Raw genomic sequence first — 15,561 nt, 5'->3', positions numbered from 1 at the left:
ATATATAATATGGAAGTGAACTAAGCTATTTTCTGAATTAAGCAGTTTCTTTTAGTTTGGCGGTAAATTTATTAGTCAACTTATTTATTTTCGGATTGATTACAAACTGACAATATCCCTGACTACTATTTTGGTTATAGTAGTTCTGATGATAATCTTCTGCCTTGTAAAAAGGTCCGAGTGGAGTAACTTCGGTGACGATAGGTTTATCAAATACCTTTTGATCTTCTAGATCCTGTATAAATTCTTCTGCTAACTGCTTTTGTTCAATATTCCCAAAGAATATGGCACTGCGGTATTGAGTACCTCGATCCGCACCTTGTTGGTTGAGGGTCGTGGGATCATGGGTGGCAAAAAAAACCTCTAATAACTCCGTAAATGATATCTGATTTGCATCATAGGTTATTGAGATAGCTTCAGCATGTCCGGTTCTACCCGTAGTAATTTCCCGATATGCCGGGTTTTTAATATTTCCACCAGTATATCCCGAAACCACACTTTGTACTCCTTTTAAACGTTGAAAAACTGCCTCAGTACACCAGAAACAGCCTCCGGCTAAAACTGCAGTTTCTATTTTTTCACTCATCATAATTTTCAATTTTATTTAAAATTACACATTCCCAATTGTATACGGATTCATTTAACAATATCTTAGTAAGCAATGGCAGTCACAGTTTGTAAGCTACTACATTTATAGCTACTTTCACATTTGTAAAACCATCGTATGATTAAAGCTACTAATATCCATAAACATTACGGGGACCTTCATGTTTTAAAAGGGGTGGATATAGAAATTCATAAAAGCGAAATCGTCTCTATCGTAGGTGCGTCAGGGGCAGGAAAAACTACTTTGTTACAGATATTGGGTACCCTGGACGAAGTGGATAAGAAGAAAGATTCGTCTCTGCTCATCAACGAGGTAGAAATAGCTAAATTATCGGCCAAACAATTAGCAGGGTTTCGTAATGAACAATTGGGTTTTATTTTTCAATTTCATCAACTACTTCCGGAATTTACGGCTTTGGAAAATGTTTGTATTCCTGCATTTATTAAAAAGGTACCCAAGCAGGAAGCTAAGGAAAAAGCTGAAGAATTGCTAGCTTATTTAGGGTTATCGCATCGCCTGAATCATAAACCCAAAGAAATGTCGGGGGGAGAACAGCAACGTACCGCAGTAGCACGAGCCTTAATTAATAACCCAAAAGTAATTTTTGCCGACGAACCTTCCGGTAACCTGGATAGTGAATCTGCTGAAAATTTACATCAATTATTTTTTGACCTTAGAGATAAGTTTGGACAAACTTTTGTAATTATTACTCATAATAAAGAACTGGCAGCTATGGCAGACCGTAAGCTTACTATGGTTGACGGAATGATTGCTTCTTAGTACAGAAAGTATGACATTTAAGGAGACCAAAGAATTTTTAGATGAGAAAGCAATCTTCTACGAACAACCTAAATTTATAGAATCCGACCCGGTTCAGATTCCGCATTTGTTTTCAAAAAAAGAAGATCAAGAAATTTCGGGGTTTTTAACAGCTACGATTGCCTGGGGCAATCGAAAAAGTATTTTGAATAACGCACATCGATTGATGAACCTGTTAGAAATGGCTCCATATGATTTTATTATGAACCATTCTCAAAAAGACCTAACTACGCTTGCCCCTTTTGTACATAGAACCTTTAACAGTACCGATTTACTTACGTTTATTGCCAACTTACATCATATATATAGTACCTACCCGGATTTAGAATCCGTATTTTTACCTTACCGGAATGACATCAACCTACATCAGGCTATACATCAATTTAAAAAAGAATTTTTTACGCCACCTCATTTAAAACGAACCGAAAAGCATGTAAGCGATCCGTTAAAAAATTCAGCTGCTAAGCGAATTTACATGTTTTTACGCTGGATGGTCAGACAACCGGATAAAGGAGTAGACCTGGGTATTTGGAAAAAAATTCCTGCTTCCATCCTATCCTGTCCGCTAGATGTTCATTCCGGAAACACGGCTCGTAAACTTAACATTTTGCATCGAAAACAAAATGATCTAAAGGCCGTAAACGAACTAGACAAAGTATTACGGAAAATGGACAAAAATGATCCGGTTAAATATGATTTTTCCTTATTCGGTCTAGGCGTTTTTGAAAAATTTTGATTTTAAACCATTGTTTTTAAGTGCTTTAAAATTGTTATAAGTCAATATACTAAAAAACACTACAGATAATAATTCCCGTATGTAACAATATTTTTACATATCTTACATTTTATTAATGGTATCATAATACTTTTAAAATAAACCCTTAATCTATAAACCCCAAATCTGTTCTACTTTTGAACAAACGAAATTTTACACACCTATGAATTATTTGAAATGTTTGCTTGTCGCCGGAATCTGTACCGGTATTTTTTCCTGTCAGGATGATGATGGTATTAGTAATCCGCCTAAGGGATCTGAGGTTGAATTTAAAAACCATTCCAAATCGCCAGTTGTACTAAAAAAGTTTCCTGAATTTGAAGATATTAAAATTTACAATATCCTTTCTTCAGAAGATACTTACATTCCTGATTTTGTATACGGATCTATGGCAGATGGTGCCGGACTATTAACTAATCAGGATGGTACTTTTACGCTTATCAACAATCTGGAAGCTGATTATTCTATTGCTCGTATTGAACTGGATAAAACCTTTAGACCGGTAAAAGGAGAATATATTTTAAATGCAGTAGCTACGGCAGAAACTGCGCAATGTTCAGGTTCAATGATTACCCGTAAAGAACACGGTTTTGGACCACTTTACCTTTCTGGTGGCGAATGGGGTGGAAATTCCAAAGGTGTTTTTGCTACTTTTCCATTTAAAGATGCAAATGACGCCTCTACTCCCAGAATGTTGCCCGCTATGGGACAATGGTCTACTGAAAATGCGGTTGCTATCGGTAAAAATGCCTATCCGGATAAAACTGTAGTTTTTATTGGAGATGATAATAGTGATAATGAAATCCCTTCCGGACAATTAGGAATGTACGTAGGACGACGTGGTGACCTGGTTAACGGAAAACTATACGGTTTAAAAGTGACTTCGCCAGGAGTGACTTATGAAATGGATATGGAAGAAGGTACTTCTTATGATATGGAATTTGTAGAGCTTACGGAAAGAAATATAGACTTATTGGATGCTGAAGCCAAGGAAAAAGGAGTGATGGGCTTTTCCCGCCTGGAAGATGTAGACTGGAGAAGAGGAACTGCTGATCAAAACCGAGAAGTTTATTTTGCAGTGACTGGTCGTGATAAACCCGGTTTGATCGGTAAAGGAACCCGTTCCGGACGTATCTATAAGGTTGAGTTGAACGATAATGATCCTTCTGCTGCCGGTAAAATAACCTGTGTATTAGACGGAGATAAAATAGGTGGAAAAGCCATTGAATTTCACAGTCCTGACAATATCCTGGTTACTGAAAACTATGCGTATATCCAAGAAGACCCTAATGGTATCCAAGACTTTAAGCCAGAAGCAGCGCACTACTCCCGACTGTATCAATACAACTTAAATACCAGGGCTTTAAAAACTGTGTTAGAATGTGATCAAATTGCAGCTGCGGCAGCAGGTTACGGAACAGAAGACCGTATTTGGGAAATTACCGGGATGATCGATATCTCTGAAGAAACCGGAGTGGATAAATCTTTCTTATTAATGACGCAAAATCACGGTTGGGAACGCGAAGACGAAGTACCCTTTACGGATCCAAACGCTAATCCGAACCTTGCCGATAGTCGCGCAGAAGGAAGTATGATGTTTGTAATACAAGGTTTAGACCGATAGGTAATTCAATAATATAAAAGACTATGAAAAATCATAAAGGTCTTATAAAAGAGGGCAGTATTTATATTGCCCTCTTTTTACTTTTATGCCAAATCGGTTGTAAAAAGCAAGAGAAATTAGAGGAAGTTCCGGTAACTACCCTACTACAAAACCAGCTGGTTGCTGATCTTGGTACGGCAGAAGATTACCTGGACAGTATTAGCTTGTATCCTGAGAATGCTAAAGACTATTATTATCAGTCCCGAATGCTTTTTAAAAAAACAGAACCACTCCTGTCATTTCTGGATATTGATAATTATACTTTTTTAAATCAACCCAATATTTTAAAAATAGAGGAAGAGGATAAAACGGATATTAAGATGATCAACCCGAGCGGATACCAGGTATTAGAAGAAACGCTCTACGATGAGACGGCAACACCTGAAGAGGTTGAAAAACATGCAAAATTAACCGCAAAACGATTAGCCCTGGTAGCCGATAATATATCGCTAGATCATTTAAAGGAATATCATTTACTCTGGATGATACGTAAGTCATTTGTTCAAGTAGCATTAACAGGGATTACCGGTTTTGATTCCCCGGTTTTAGAAAATTCGCTTACCGAAGCACAAGAAGTATATCAAAGCCTAGAAACCTATCTTTCTTTATTAAAATCAAACTTTACTAATGAAGAATTGTACCAGGATTGGATCGCTGAAATTAAGGCTACAAAGGAGGCGCTTCAAGGTGAGTTTAACAGTTTTGACCGCTATTATTTTATCAAAGAACATACCCATGCACAATTGAAGCTTTGGAACCGTACTGTGAAGGACTGGAACGTAAGCTTTCCGTTTACACTGGCAATCCAAAATGATGCTACTTCCCTTTTTGGACAAGATACCTTTAACAAATCTTTTTTTGCCGAAAGACAAACAGGTACTTCATCTCCGGAGAAAATTGCATTAGGTAAAAAGCTATTTTATGATACCAATCTTTCCACTTCAAAAAATATAAGTTGTGCTACCTGCCATCAACCGGAACTTGCTTTTACGGACGGCTTAAAGATTAGTAAAGGATTGACCCGTAATAGTCCTACGCTGTTATATGCCGGATTACAACAAGCTTTTTTCTACGATAAACGTGCCGGAAGCCTGGAAGGGCAAATTATGTCTGTAGTAGCTAATGAACAAGAGTTTCATACGGATTTGGAAACTTTAGAAAAAACAGTTATCCGGGACGATTCGTATCAAGAGGTGTATAAAAAAGTATACGGAGATACTAAGGTAAGTCAGCATCAATTACGTAATGCTATTGCTACTTACATCAGGGATTTGGCTCCTTTTAATTCCAAACTGGATCGAAATATGAGAGGTGAAGAAAATTCTCTTAGTCAAAGGGAAATTAACGGGTTTAATGTTTTTCACGGAAAAGGAAAATGCGCTACCTGTCACTTCCCTCCTCTTTATAACGGAACGGTTCCACCCAACTATAAAGAAACGGAGATGGAATTAATCGGAGTACCTAAAGAAAGTGATACTGTAAACGCGGTAATCAGTCCGGACCTGGGCAGGTATTACGTTTTTGAAACCGAAGAACGAAAACATTTTTTTAAAACACCTACTGTGAGAAACTCTGAAAAAACCGCACCGTATATGCATAACGGGGTATATACCACACTGGAAGAGGTAGTAACTTTCTATAAAAAAGGCGGAGGGGCCGGAATTGGTATTGATCAACCTTATCAAACCTTGCCTCCCGATCCACTTGCCTTAACCGCAAAAGAAGAAGAAGATTTAATATTATTTATGAAAACACTAACAGATTAAATGTTTTTTTAAGAGGTGTTTACCGTATAAGCCTAAAATACATCGAATAAAGCTCGGTTTTTGGATAAATTTTTGTTAATTTTATTTAAGATTTGCAAGTTAAGCTAAATCTTTCATTACCATGATTATACCAACTGAACCTATCCATGAAGATTTACGATTAAATGCGCTTGACTCCTTGCACATTTTAGATACTCCTCCGGAAACTGAATTTGACGAGATTACAGAACTGGCAGCTCACTTATGTGATGTAAAAATTTCTTTGATCTGTTTAGTAGATCGGCATCGTCAATGGGTGAAGTCCAGGTATGGTTTGGAAGTCAGTGAACTCCCTAAAGAACATTCTTTTTGTGCACATAATATTTTACACCCAGAGGAACCTTTAATCGTTCATGATGCAACAAGGGATGAACGTTTTAAAAGAAATTCCTTTGTTACCGGAGAAGAGGAAATCAAGTTTTATGTAGGAATCCCTTTAATAGATAAAAATGGATTTGCATTAGGTACGCTGTGTGTACTTGACTCCGAAACTAAAATTCTGTCTAAAAGACAACTGGAATCATTACATTCGTTAGCGCATCAAGTCGTTATTTTATTTGAATTAAATAGTAAAAATAAGGATCTGGAAAGGATGCAACTGGAACTTGAAAAGAAAAACGAATCTTTAAAAGAGTTTGCCAGGGTCATTTCTCATGACCTTAAAATGCCGTTAGCTAATGTAATTACCACTTCTGATTTGTTAAAGTTAAAATTAGGTGACCGATTAGATGAAGAAAGTAAGGAGTACTTCGGGTATATTAAAGAATCTTCTTTTTCTATGAGTAGTTACATCAACGATATCCTCGATCATTATGAAAGTGATAGTCTGACTCAGGTAGGTGCGGAATATTTTAAGCTGAATGATGTTTTAAAAGATATTTTGATTCTGCTTGCGGTAAAGCAGGATATGCATACCCGTTGCCCTCAATCTGACCCGACTTTATACTGCAACAAGTCTGCTTTAAAACAGATCTTTTTTAATCTTATTGGAAATAGTATTAAATATAATGATAAAGATACCATTCGATTAGATATTCAGTTTACCGAAGATTTTCAGAATTATTACTTTAGGGTTACTGATAATGGTATGGGCATCCCAAAAGATAAAATTGATACGATTTTTGAATTATTTAAAACCGCAAATACTACAGATAGAAACGGAAATAAAGGAAACGGTATTGGTTTATCGACGGTTAAGAAGTTAGTCGAAAATCTAGGTGGAACCATTTCAGTTTCATCAATTCCCGGAGAAAAAACGGTTTTTGATTTTTCTATGTTAAAGATTAAGGATTTTTAATTATTAGTGTTCGGTAAAGATTCCAGACCCACCTGCAGACGGGCAGGTCGCCAATTTAAGTTACTCTTTTATTATTCTCAATAGAGATAGCGTTTAGTTCACCAACTTCTTTTAGAATTACTTACCTTTCTACTCTTTTTAAAGTACGTATGATTTTAAAGTATCTGGTAGGGATTCTACTTTATATACTGATAATTACAAAAACGCTATCACTGATGGGACAAACTTCGGGAGATACACTCCCCTACGTTCAAATACCCAATACCCCTGAAAACTATACTAGCGGTACTGTCATAAGCCGGATGATTGACGGGTTAGGTTATCGGTATTATTGGGCTACTGAAGGCTTAAGGGAAGAGGATTTGGCTTTTCAACCTTCAGAAGAAGCACAAAGTTCTTTTCAAACCATTGTTCATATTTATGAATAATCAGAAACCATACGAAAAACCTCAGAGAATAAACCCATAACAAAGCTTCCTCCTTCTGAGTATGATTTTAATACGCTTAGGAAATTAACTTTGACTAATTTAGAAATAGCAAGCAAAAACTTTAGTTCTCTCAATGAAGAAGATATACAAAAGGTACAAATGAACTTTCAGCGAGAAGAGAAATTATACCCGTTCCCCCTTTGGAACCTACTTAACGGACAGCTGGCAGATGCCCTATATCATACCGGACAGCTAGTAAGTTTTAGAAGAACCAGCGGTAATCCACTCGATCCAAAAGTCAATGTATTTACCGGAATTAACCGGAAATAAACTATTACCAGTAGTAGAAACCCTCCCCAACTTTAACCTTTATTTAGGGTTATAGTTATTATATTTACTAAAACACTTTAAAGATGAACTTATGAAAAAAATTATTTTAGTTACGTTGGTTTTTATAAGCTGCACCCATCTTGCGCAAGCACAAGACCTTAAATTTGGGGTAAAAGGCGGATTAAACTTTGCACAGATTAATGTGGATGATGGTGAATTTGGACCTGATACTGAATCAAAAACCGGATATCACATCGGGTTGGTAAGTCAATTTTCTTTGTTGGGTATGTTTGCGGTACAACCTGAATTATTATATTCTGCACAAGGGGCAAAAGACTTTGATCTGGATTACTTAAATATTCCTATTCTTTTTAAATACAAAGTAGCCGGAATTGTAAGTATAGAAGCTGGTCCCCAATTTGGATTTTTAGTAAATGATAATATTGCTGATGACTTTACTAATCCCGAATTAGAAAACTTTGACCTTAGCGGTGCTATTGGAGCGGGAGTTGAATTTTCGGACTTTTTTGCTCAGATCCGATACAATTTCGGATTAAGTGATTCCGTAGAAGGTGTGGATTCAAAAAATAATATTTTTCAGGTTTCTGTAGGTTATTATATATTTTAGATCATTGATGTCTGGTAGAGATTTAAGATCGCTATCGCTTCTAGAATCAAGAATCAAGACTAATTACGTAGACTTTAAAGCTGGATAGGGATATTCGGCTTTTTTCTTTTAAAAGCATTAACTTTTATTAAAACTTGGAATGTTATTACACTTTAATCGTAGGTAATAAAAGGCTTTTAAATTGTAGGTAAGGCAGGTATATTCTACTTACCTTTTTCTAATCATAAAGTTCCGTAGTCATGATTATTTACCAAAAAAGTATGAATAGATAAGGCTATTACTTGCCAACCTTAAATCAAAAAATATCCAAAACTTTTATAATTTATCTTAAGAAGCGTATCACTATTTAAAGATATAGTATCTTTATCTTTGAGTAATCAATGTCTTTTATGCAATTCAAACATCCTGAATTATTATACGGTCTCTTTGCCGTACTTATACCGATTATAATTCATTTGTTTCAACTCAGAAAATTTAAAAAAGTTGAATTTACTAACGTTCGCTTACTCCAACAGGTAAAATTACAAACCCGTAAAAGTTCGCAAATAAAAAAATGGCTGACCTTACTGGCCAGAATGTTAGCTATAGCTTCTATTATTTTTGCTTTTGCACAACCCTATTTTTCAGCAGTTCATAATCCGGATGTAAAAAAAGAAATGGTGATCTATCTGGATAATTCTTTTAGCATGCAGGCAAAAGGCAGTAAGGGTTCTTTACTGCAACAAGCTACCCAGGATTTATTAAATTACTTACCAGAAGATCAAAAATTTACACTTTTTACTAACAACAATCTTTATAAAGAAGTTACTTTAACAGATATTAAAAAAGATCTATTAAATACGCAGTATACCCCGGAACAGTTACCGTATAACGTGGTTTTACAAAAAGCAAAAAACAGTATTTCAAAAGAAAAGAATACAGTTAAACAAACGATAATCATTTCGGATTTTCAAAAAAATTCTGATTTTACAAAGCAGGATACCCTGTCAAATTCTCAGCTATCCATGGTTCAGTTACAACCACAGGTTAAGGCAAATAAGAGTATTGACAGTATGTATCTCTCTCATAATAAGCAACGGGAACTATTTCTAAATGTGGTAGTTTCTGCAACTGGTAAGGTACCTGAAACCACCCCGGTTGCAGTGTATAATGAGCTTCAATTAATTGGAAAAACAACGCTTACCTTTAATACGCAGCGCAAAAGTATCGCTCAATTTAAAATTGAAGAAAATCAGCAAATAAAAGGAAAAGTAGAAATCGAGGATAATTACCTTAGGTTTGATAATTCTTTTTACTTTACTATTAATCCCACTGATAAAATTAAGGTGGTTGCTATTTCTAATGATGACAGTGCTTTTTTACAAAAGATTTTTACGGAAGATGAATTTTTATTTACTAATCAAAGCTTAGAAAACTTTAATTATAATTTATTAAGCGACACCAATTTTTTAATTTGTAATTCGCTGGAAGAAATCCCGGTTTCTTTAAGTAATGCAATAGTAAATTTTATTGCGCAAGGGGGTCATTTTTGTTTTATACCTTCTTCCCAGGGTAATATGTCTAGTTATAACGCGCTTTTATCCAACCTTACCCCTACTCCATTTTTACAAAAGGTGGATGACATTCAGAAAATAACCGCTATTAACTTTGAGCATCCCTTGTACCAAGGCGTTTTTAATAAAGAAGTCTCCAACTTTCAATATCCCCAGGTTACGTCATATTTTCAAACCCCTGCTACCAATGGTATTTTGTATTACAACGGAAAACAACCTTTTCTTTTTGAAAGTAAGAAAGCTTATATTTTTACCGCCTCGTTATCTTCTGACAATTCTAATTTTCAGAATTCACCCTTGATTGTTCCTACTTTTTATAATATGGCTAAGCAAAGTTTACAAATAGGGGCTATTTACTATACCATCGGACAAAAAAACAGTTATGACCTTCCGGTGGCAAGCCAAGGAGAAGAAACTATTAGATTGCGAACTGAAGATGAAGAAATAATTCCTTTACAACAATCTTTTTCTAATAAAATTAAAATTACCACTCAGGAAAATCCTGAGAAAGCCGGTATCTATTCTGCAACGCTAAGAGATCAAACCTTGCAATACCTGGCTTATAATTATAATGCAAAAGAGAGTTACCTGAATTATTATAAACCGGAAGACCTACAAAACCAAACCTATTTTACGGAAATCAGTACGTTATTTGATAAATTAAAACAAGATTTTGAAGTAAAGGATCTTTGGAAATGGTTTGTTATTTTTGCACTGCTATTTTTATTCCTGGAGATAGTATTATTAAAATTTTTGCCATGAAAGTACATCTGAAAAAAGCGACGGTTATTGATACTTCATCTCCGCATCATGGTAAAACAACGGATCTTCTTATTGAAAATGGCGTTTTTACAGAAATTGCAACTGATATTACCGTAGCTTCGGATATACCGAGTATAGAACTACCTAATTTGCATATTTCGCAGGGATGGTTTGATAGTAGTGTAAGCTTCGGGGAACCCGGGTATGAAGAACGTGAGACTCTAGAGAATGGTTTGCAGGTCGCTGCGCAAAGCGGATTTACGCATATTGCTTTACAACCGGATACCTTACCGGTTACAGATCATAGCGGAGCAGTTGCTTATTTAAAAAATTACTGTGCGGATAAAGCCGTGACTATATTACCTATAGGTGCCATGACGATGAAGTTAAAAGGGGATGACCTGGCAGAACTATACGATATGCATCAAGCGGGGGCAGTAACATTTGGTGATTACAATAGTCCGGTAACCAACCCAAACCTTTTAAAACTAGCTTTATTATACACCCAGAATTTTGGTGGATTGGTACAATCATTTCCGTCAGATCCAGCTATTGCGGGTAAAGGAGTCATGAACGAGGGATATCAAAGTACCCACCTGGGATTAAAAGGAATACCAGCACTTGCTGAAGAATTACAAATTAAAAGAGACCTTTCTATTTTAAAATATACGGGAGGGAAACTGCATATCCCAACCATATCCACTAAAAAAAGTGTAGCATTAATTAAAGAAGCTAAAGAAGCTGGTTTAGCTGTTACTTGTAGTGTGGCCGTTCACCACCTGTTCCTTACGGATGAAAAGCTAAAAAGTTATGACACCCGCTACAAGGTTTTACCTCCCTTGCGTACAAAAGAAGATTTGGAGGCACTGCAACAAGCTTTGCAAGATGGAGTAATTGACATGATCACCAGCGACCACCGACCTATGGATATCGAAGTAAAGAAAACCGAGTTTGAATATGCCTCTTACGGTACGATTGGGCTGGAATCTGCCTTTAGTGTACTAAATAATCATTTTAGTTTAGAAAACACCATTCGTTATTTAACTTCGGGAAAAGGGATATTTACAGTTCCGGTTCATACTATTAAAGTTGGTAATAAAGCTGATCTAAGTCTATTTAATCCAGATGGAAATTTTATTTTTGATACGCAACATATTGCTTCTACTTCTAAAAATAGTGCTTTTCTAGGGTATCCGGGAAAGGGTAACGTCTATGGTATAATTCATAATCAAAAAATTAATCTTAATCAATGAATGCAAAGGGTTCTCTAGAGAATAATTTACCTAAAAATAATGGTAAACCGGGAAAAGTTACGGCCATCGTAGCTTATATTACAATTATTGGTACCATCATTTCCTTATTTATGAACCAACCCCCGGACAAAAGCAAATTTGCTACTTTTCATATCCGACAAGCTTTAGGGTTATGGATTACTTTCTACGTACTGACCGCCTTGGCCGAAATCTTTCATTCTGGCCTGGTCTATTTTGGGTTTTACATATTTTCTGTTGTTTTAATCGTTTACGGACTTTTATCTGCTATCCGAGAAGAGCAAACAGAAGTTCCTATTGTAGGTTCTTACTTTCAGAAATGGTTTACCTTCGTAACTTAACATTTTAGTATGCAAACTAAAGAATTATCACTTTATCATATTATTAAAGAACCTGTTCGTAAAAATCCGAATACTCCTACCCTCATTTTATTGCATGGATACGGTAGTAATGAAGAAGATTTATTTTCATTTGCTTCGGAGTTACCGGAGGAGTTATTTGTGATTTCGGTTAGGGCTCCCTACCCTATGCAACCTTTTGGTAATGCGTGGTATGCTATTTATTTTGACAATACCAACGGAAAATTTAGCGACGATCAGCAAGCCATCGAATCAAGGGATAAAATTGCTGGTTTTATTGATGAAGTCGTTACCGCTTATGAGGTAGATCCAAAAAATATTAGCCTTTTGGGTTTTAGTCAAGGTACAATCTTAAGTTATGCCGTGGCACTTTCTTATCCCGAAAAAGTTAAAAATGTAGTGGCACTCAGCGGGTATTTAAATGAAGATATTCTAAAAGAAGGCTATAAGCAAAATGATTTCTCTAAGTTAAATATTTACTGCTCTCACGGATCGGTGGATCAGGTAATTCCGATTGACTGGGCACGTAAAGCTCCGGTTACCTTGAAGGAACTAGGTATAGATACCAAGCTAAACGAATTCCCTGTAGGGCATGGTGTGGATCCTAGGAATTTCCATCAACTTAAGGAATGGATTATAGATCATATATAATTTTATATAGGGTGAATTTTATTTTTTAATAATATCTGCTTTTGATATTGATAAGTGGATTTACAAAGCTTAGATTCAACACATAAATGCAACAGTTTATCTGTTGATAAAAAGCCCCCACCATAGTTTTAGCCCTAGGGCTAAAACTATGGTGGGGGCGGCGAAAAATCTCATACCTTTGGGTTGGAAAACTTAAAGAATATGGAACATTTAACGCTGGAGGAAAGGTACAAAATATCAGCGCTTTTAGAACTTAAAACCCCTAAAAAGGAAATAGCAGAACAGTTGGGTCGGGATCGCTCTACTATATATAGGGAAGTAGGACGCAATGTTGACAACCGAAATGGGAAGTACAATGCTGAGCTAGCCCAAAGAAAAGCCCAAAAACGCCATAAGGATAAAGCAAAGCATAAGGTTTTTACCCCTTCTATGGAGAAGTTGGTTTGTGATGGGCTTGAAGACCACCTTAGCCCGGAACAGATCAAAGGAAGGGCTATGCTAGAGGGGACCCCTTGTGTATCGCATGAACGTATCTACCAGTTTATATGGCAGGATAAGAAAGCAGGCGGGAAAGCATACCTTTGTTTGCGTAACCAGGGAAGGAAGTACCAGAAAAGAGGCGGTAAGCAAGCAGGTAGGGGGTGCATCCCTAATAGAAAGGACATAACAGAACGCCCCCCAGTAGTAGACAAAAAAGAAAGGATAGGTGACCTTGAGATTGACCTGGTGATAGGTAAAGACCATAGAGGTGCCCTTGTCACTATAAACGATAGGGCTACAGGAATGCTAAGGATGGGGCATATAGAAAACAAATCAGCCCGAGAAGTCCAGGTGAAAACGGAAGAACTACTGGAAGATTGGAAGCCCTTTATCAAAACTATTACCAGTGACAACGGGAAGGAGTTTGCAAACCACCGGGAAATAGCAGAGGAGCTTGACATTGATTTCTACTTTGCAAAACCCTACCATAGCTGGCAAAGGGGTGCCAATGAAAACCTCAACGGGCTGATAAGACAATATTTCCCAAAAGGTAGTAGCTTTGCAGAGATAACTAAGGAAGCAGTAGAGAAAGTAGAAAACATTTTAAACAATAGGCCTAGGAAAAGGTTCGGGTATAAAACACCCAATGAGGTATACGCAACTTTGATCAACAAAACCCAAACTGTCGCATTTATAACTTGAATGTAGGAAGAATAAAACCTTATTCTTATCAAATCTTCCTAAAATTTTGGCTTTATCATACAGGTAAAATTTGTTATTTTCTACTTAACTGAAATATATAAACTCTATTTGAATATTGTTTGGCTAAGATACTACTATACTTTGTAGCTATTAAATCTTAGAATATTTGAGTTGAACAATCTATTATTTTTAATCTCCTAATGGTTCAAATTATCCCAAGAAAGTATAGATGCAATTGTCGGTAGATTTGCCACAAGAGTTGGTATTAAAAGAAGAATTACTCCATACTACTTAGACATTCTTTTGCCACTCACTTGTTAGAGAACGGAACGGACTTGATATATATTAAAACCTTGTTAGAACATAGTAGTACAAAAACAACGGAAATATATACGCGAGTAGCTGCGAATAGTTTTAGGCTAATTAAAAATCCATTAGATTTGTAGATAAACATACATGGAATATAAAGGATATATGTCCTTTATATTGTTGTTATCTGTCATAAAATAAAGTGAAATATGAGTCAACTAAAAAGTGCTGAATCAAAACTAATCCGATTACAAAAAGAAAAACTCAATCTTGAAAAGCAGCAGTTGACTGAGAATCAAAAAATCACAAGGATCAATGGCGAAATTACACGTATTCAAAGTTCAATGAAAAATCTTTCAATGTCCCAATTAACAAATAAGTTGAAGCAAATTGAAACTAAAACAAAACAAGGACAACAATATCAAAAAAAGTCTAATGATATTGAAGGGAAAATAATTCGTAAGAATGAAGAAATATATCGGACTAAATCTGATATTGAAAGATTTAGTAAACAAGAACTTGACAAACAAACCAAACTCGAGAATAAAAGGCAAAAAGAACAAATAGATTTTCAAAAAAAACTTCAAAGGGAACTAGGAAATACTAAAAGACTATCTGAAAACTTTGATAGCGAACATAGGTGGAACAAAGCAAGTTCTAATTGGAGTAAAGAATCAAGACTTGAACTTGACCAACTACCAGCAATCAAGGAATTCGATTTTTTTGTCTCCCATGCAAGCGAAGATAAAGAAGACTTTGTTAAGCCATTAATTGAAGCCATGCAGAATAAAAACCTTGAAGTTTGGTATGACGAATTCGAATTAAAAGTTGGAGACAGTTTAAGAAGATCAATTGACAAAGGTCTTTCTAATTCAAAATATGGAGTAGTAATTCTAAGTAGTTCATTCTTTAAGAAAAACTGGACTCAATATGAACTTGATGGATTGGTGACCAAAGAAATGGAAGGCATAAAAGTAATATTACCAATTTGGCATAAAGTAAGTAAGAATGAAGTTGTTAGTTATAGTCCAACACTTGCAGATAAAGTAGCTTTAAACTCATCAATATATAGCATAGATGAAATAGTTGAAAGGCTTGGTGAGTTATTAAATACAGAATAAA

At 35.8% G+C, this 15,561-nt stretch carries 16 protein-coding genes; 15 read left to right on the top strand and 1 reads right to left on the bottom strand.

Features of this window, described 5'->3' with window-relative positions; genetic code table 11:
* Positions 1-37: 37 nt before the first annotated feature.
* Positions 38-586, bottom strand: a complete 549-nt coding sequence (msrA, locus tag NBT05_RS12060; RefSeq protein WP_265773247.1) for a peptide-methionine (S)-S-oxide reductase MsrA — start codon at positions 584-586, stop codon at positions 38-40.
* Between the two features lie 138 nt (positions 587-724).
* Here msrA and NBT05_RS12055 point away from each other — a divergent pair, with 138 nt between their 5' ends.
* The 15 genes from NBT05_RS12055 to NBT05_RS11990 all read left to right on the top strand — a co-directional run bounded on the left by NBT05_RS12055 (position 725) and on the right by NBT05_RS11990 (position 15,560).
* Complete coding sequence (locus NBT05_RS12055) at positions 725-1,387, top strand: ABC transporter ATP-binding protein (protein ID WP_265770103.1); 663 nt, start codon at positions 725-727, stop codon at positions 1,385-1,387.
* A 10-nt stretch (positions 1,388-1,397) separates the two neighbouring features.
* Positions 1,398-2,162 carry a TIGR02757 family protein gene (locus tag NBT05_RS12050; protein ID WP_265770102.1) on the top strand — a complete coding sequence of 255 codons (765 nt, stop codon included), beginning with the start codon at positions 1,398-1,400 and terminating at the stop codon, positions 2,160-2,162.
* A gap of 202 nt (positions 2,163-2,364) precedes the next feature.
* A complete protein-coding gene (locus NBT05_RS12045; protein WP_265770101.1) occupies positions 2,365-3,825 on the top strand; it encodes an alkaline phosphatase PhoX in 1,461 nt (486 codons plus the stop codon).
* 23 nt (positions 3,826-3,848) lie between these two features.
* Positions 3,849-5,630, top strand: a complete 1,782-nt coding sequence (locus NBT05_RS12040) for a cytochrome-c peroxidase (protein WP_265770100.1) — start codon at positions 3,849-3,851, stop codon at positions 5,628-5,630.
* 121 nt (positions 5,631-5,751) lie between these two features.
* Entirely contained in the window at positions 5,752-6,966 is a 1,215-nt protein-coding gene (locus NBT05_RS12035; RefSeq protein WP_265770099.1) for a sensor histidine kinase, read from the top strand.
* Between the two features lie 149 nt (positions 6,967-7,115).
* Positions 7,116-7,394: a hypothetical protein gene (locus tag NBT05_RS12030; RefSeq protein WP_265770098.1), complete on the top strand. Its 279-nt coding sequence runs from the start codon at positions 7,116-7,118 to the stop codon at positions 7,392-7,394.
* 90 nt (positions 7,395-7,484) lie between these two features.
* Positions 7,485-7,724 (top strand): hypothetical protein, encoded by a 240-nt coding sequence (locus NBT05_RS12025; RefSeq protein ID WP_265770097.1) that lies wholly within the window; start codon positions 7,485-7,487, stop codon positions 7,722-7,724.
* A 91-nt stretch (positions 7,725-7,815) separates the two neighbouring features.
* On the top strand, positions 7,816-8,352 hold the full coding sequence (locus NBT05_RS12020; protein WP_265770096.1) for a porin family protein: 537 nt from the start codon (positions 7,816-7,818) through the stop codon (positions 8,350-8,352).
* Positions 8,353-8,741: 389 nt separating this feature from the next.
* A complete protein-coding gene (locus NBT05_RS12015) occupies positions 8,742-10,667 on the top strand; it encodes a vWA domain-containing protein (RefSeq protein WP_265770095.1) in 1,926 nt (641 codons plus the stop codon).
* On the top strand, positions 10,664-11,920 hold the full coding sequence (locus tag NBT05_RS12010) for a dihydroorotase (protein WP_265770094.1): 1,257 nt from the start codon (positions 10,664-10,666) through the stop codon (positions 11,918-11,920). The genes NBT05_RS12015 and NBT05_RS12010 overlap by 4 nt, the downstream gene beginning before the upstream one ends.
* The gene (locus NBT05_RS12005) at positions 11,917-12,279 is read left to right on the top strand and encodes a hypothetical protein (protein ID WP_265770093.1); all 363 of its coding nucleotides are present in this window, start codon (positions 11,917-11,919) and stop codon (positions 12,277-12,279) included. Before NBT05_RS12010 ends, NBT05_RS12005 begins: the two co-directional genes overlap by 4 nt.
* Positions 12,280-12,288: 9 nt before the next feature.
* Positions 12,289-12,948, top strand: a complete 660-nt coding sequence (locus tag NBT05_RS12000) for an alpha/beta hydrolase (protein ID WP_265770092.1) — start codon at positions 12,289-12,291, stop codon at positions 12,946-12,948.
* 201 nt (positions 12,949-13,149) lie between these two features.
* The gene (locus NBT05_RS11995; protein ID WP_265770091.1) at positions 13,150-14,130 is read left to right on the top strand and encodes an IS30 family transposase; all 981 of its coding nucleotides are present in this window, start codon (positions 13,150-13,152) and stop codon (positions 14,128-14,130) included.
* Between the two features lie 314 nt (positions 14,131-14,444).
* Positions 14,445-14,576 carry a hypothetical protein gene (locus NBT05_RS18465; protein WP_416346163.1) on the top strand — a complete coding sequence of 44 codons (132 nt, stop codon included), beginning with the start codon at positions 14,445-14,447 and terminating at the stop codon, positions 14,574-14,576.
* A 72-nt stretch (positions 14,577-14,648) separates the two neighbouring features.
* The gene (locus NBT05_RS11990) at positions 14,649-15,560 is read left to right on the top strand and encodes a toll/interleukin-1 receptor domain-containing protein (protein WP_265770090.1); all 912 of its coding nucleotides are present in this window, start codon (positions 14,649-14,651) and stop codon (positions 15,558-15,560) included.
* Position 15,561: the final 1 nt, after the last annotated feature.

Source organism: Aquimarina sp. ERC-38 (assembly GCF_026222555.1).
Lineage (GTDB): Bacteria > Bacteroidota > Bacteroidia > Flavobacteriales > Flavobacteriaceae > Aquimarina.
The sequence above is the reverse complement of the archived record's forward strand: the minus strand, read 5'-3'. Positions and strand labels throughout refer to the sequence as shown.

Coding starts and splice junctions, on each gene's coding strand:
- NBT05_RS12010 (WP_265770094.1), top strand. CDS start 10,664: ATGAAAGTACATCTGAAAAAAGCGACGGTTATTGATACTTCATCTCCG.
- NBT05_RS11995 (WP_265770091.1), top strand. CDS start 13,150: ATGGAACATTTAACGCTGGAGGAAAGGTACAAAATATCAGCGCTTTTA.
- NBT05_RS12040 (WP_265770100.1), top strand. CDS start 3,849: ATGAAAAATCATAAAGGTCTTATAAAAGAGGGCAGTATTTATATTGCC.
- NBT05_RS12055 (WP_265770103.1), top strand. CDS start 725: ATGATTAAAGCTACTAATATCCATAAACATTACGGGGACCTTCATGTT.
- NBT05_RS12030 (WP_265770098.1), top strand. CDS start 7,116: ATGATTTTAAAGTATCTGGTAGGGATTCTACTTTATATACTGATAATT.
- NBT05_RS12035 (WP_265770099.1), top strand. CDS start 5,752: ATGATTATACCAACTGAACCTATCCATGAAGATTTACGATTAAATGCG.
- NBT05_RS12005 (WP_265770093.1), top strand. CDS start 11,917: ATGAATGCAAAGGGTTCTCTAGAGAATAATTTACCTAAAAATAATGGT.
- NBT05_RS12020 (WP_265770096.1), top strand. CDS start 7,816: ATGAAAAAAATTATTTTAGTTACGTTGGTTTTTATAAGCTGCACCCAT.
- msrA (WP_265773247.1), bottom strand. CDS start 586: ATGAGTGAAAAAATAGAAACTGCAGTTTTAGCCGGAGGCTGTTTCTGG.
- NBT05_RS12000 (WP_265770092.1), top strand. CDS start 12,289: ATGCAAACTAAAGAATTATCACTTTATCATATTATTAAAGAACCTGTT.
- NBT05_RS12050 (WP_265770102.1), top strand. CDS start 1,398: ATGACATTTAAGGAGACCAAAGAATTTTTAGATGAGAAAGCAATCTTC.
- NBT05_RS11990 (WP_265770090.1), top strand. CDS start 14,649: ATGAGTCAACTAAAAAGTGCTGAATCAAAACTAATCCGATTACAAAAA.
- NBT05_RS12015 (WP_265770095.1), top strand. CDS start 8,742: ATGCAATTCAAACATCCTGAATTATTATACGGTCTCTTTGCCGTACTT.
- NBT05_RS12045 (WP_265770101.1), top strand. CDS start 2,365: ATGAATTATTTGAAATGTTTGCTTGTCGCCGGAATCTGTACCGGTATT.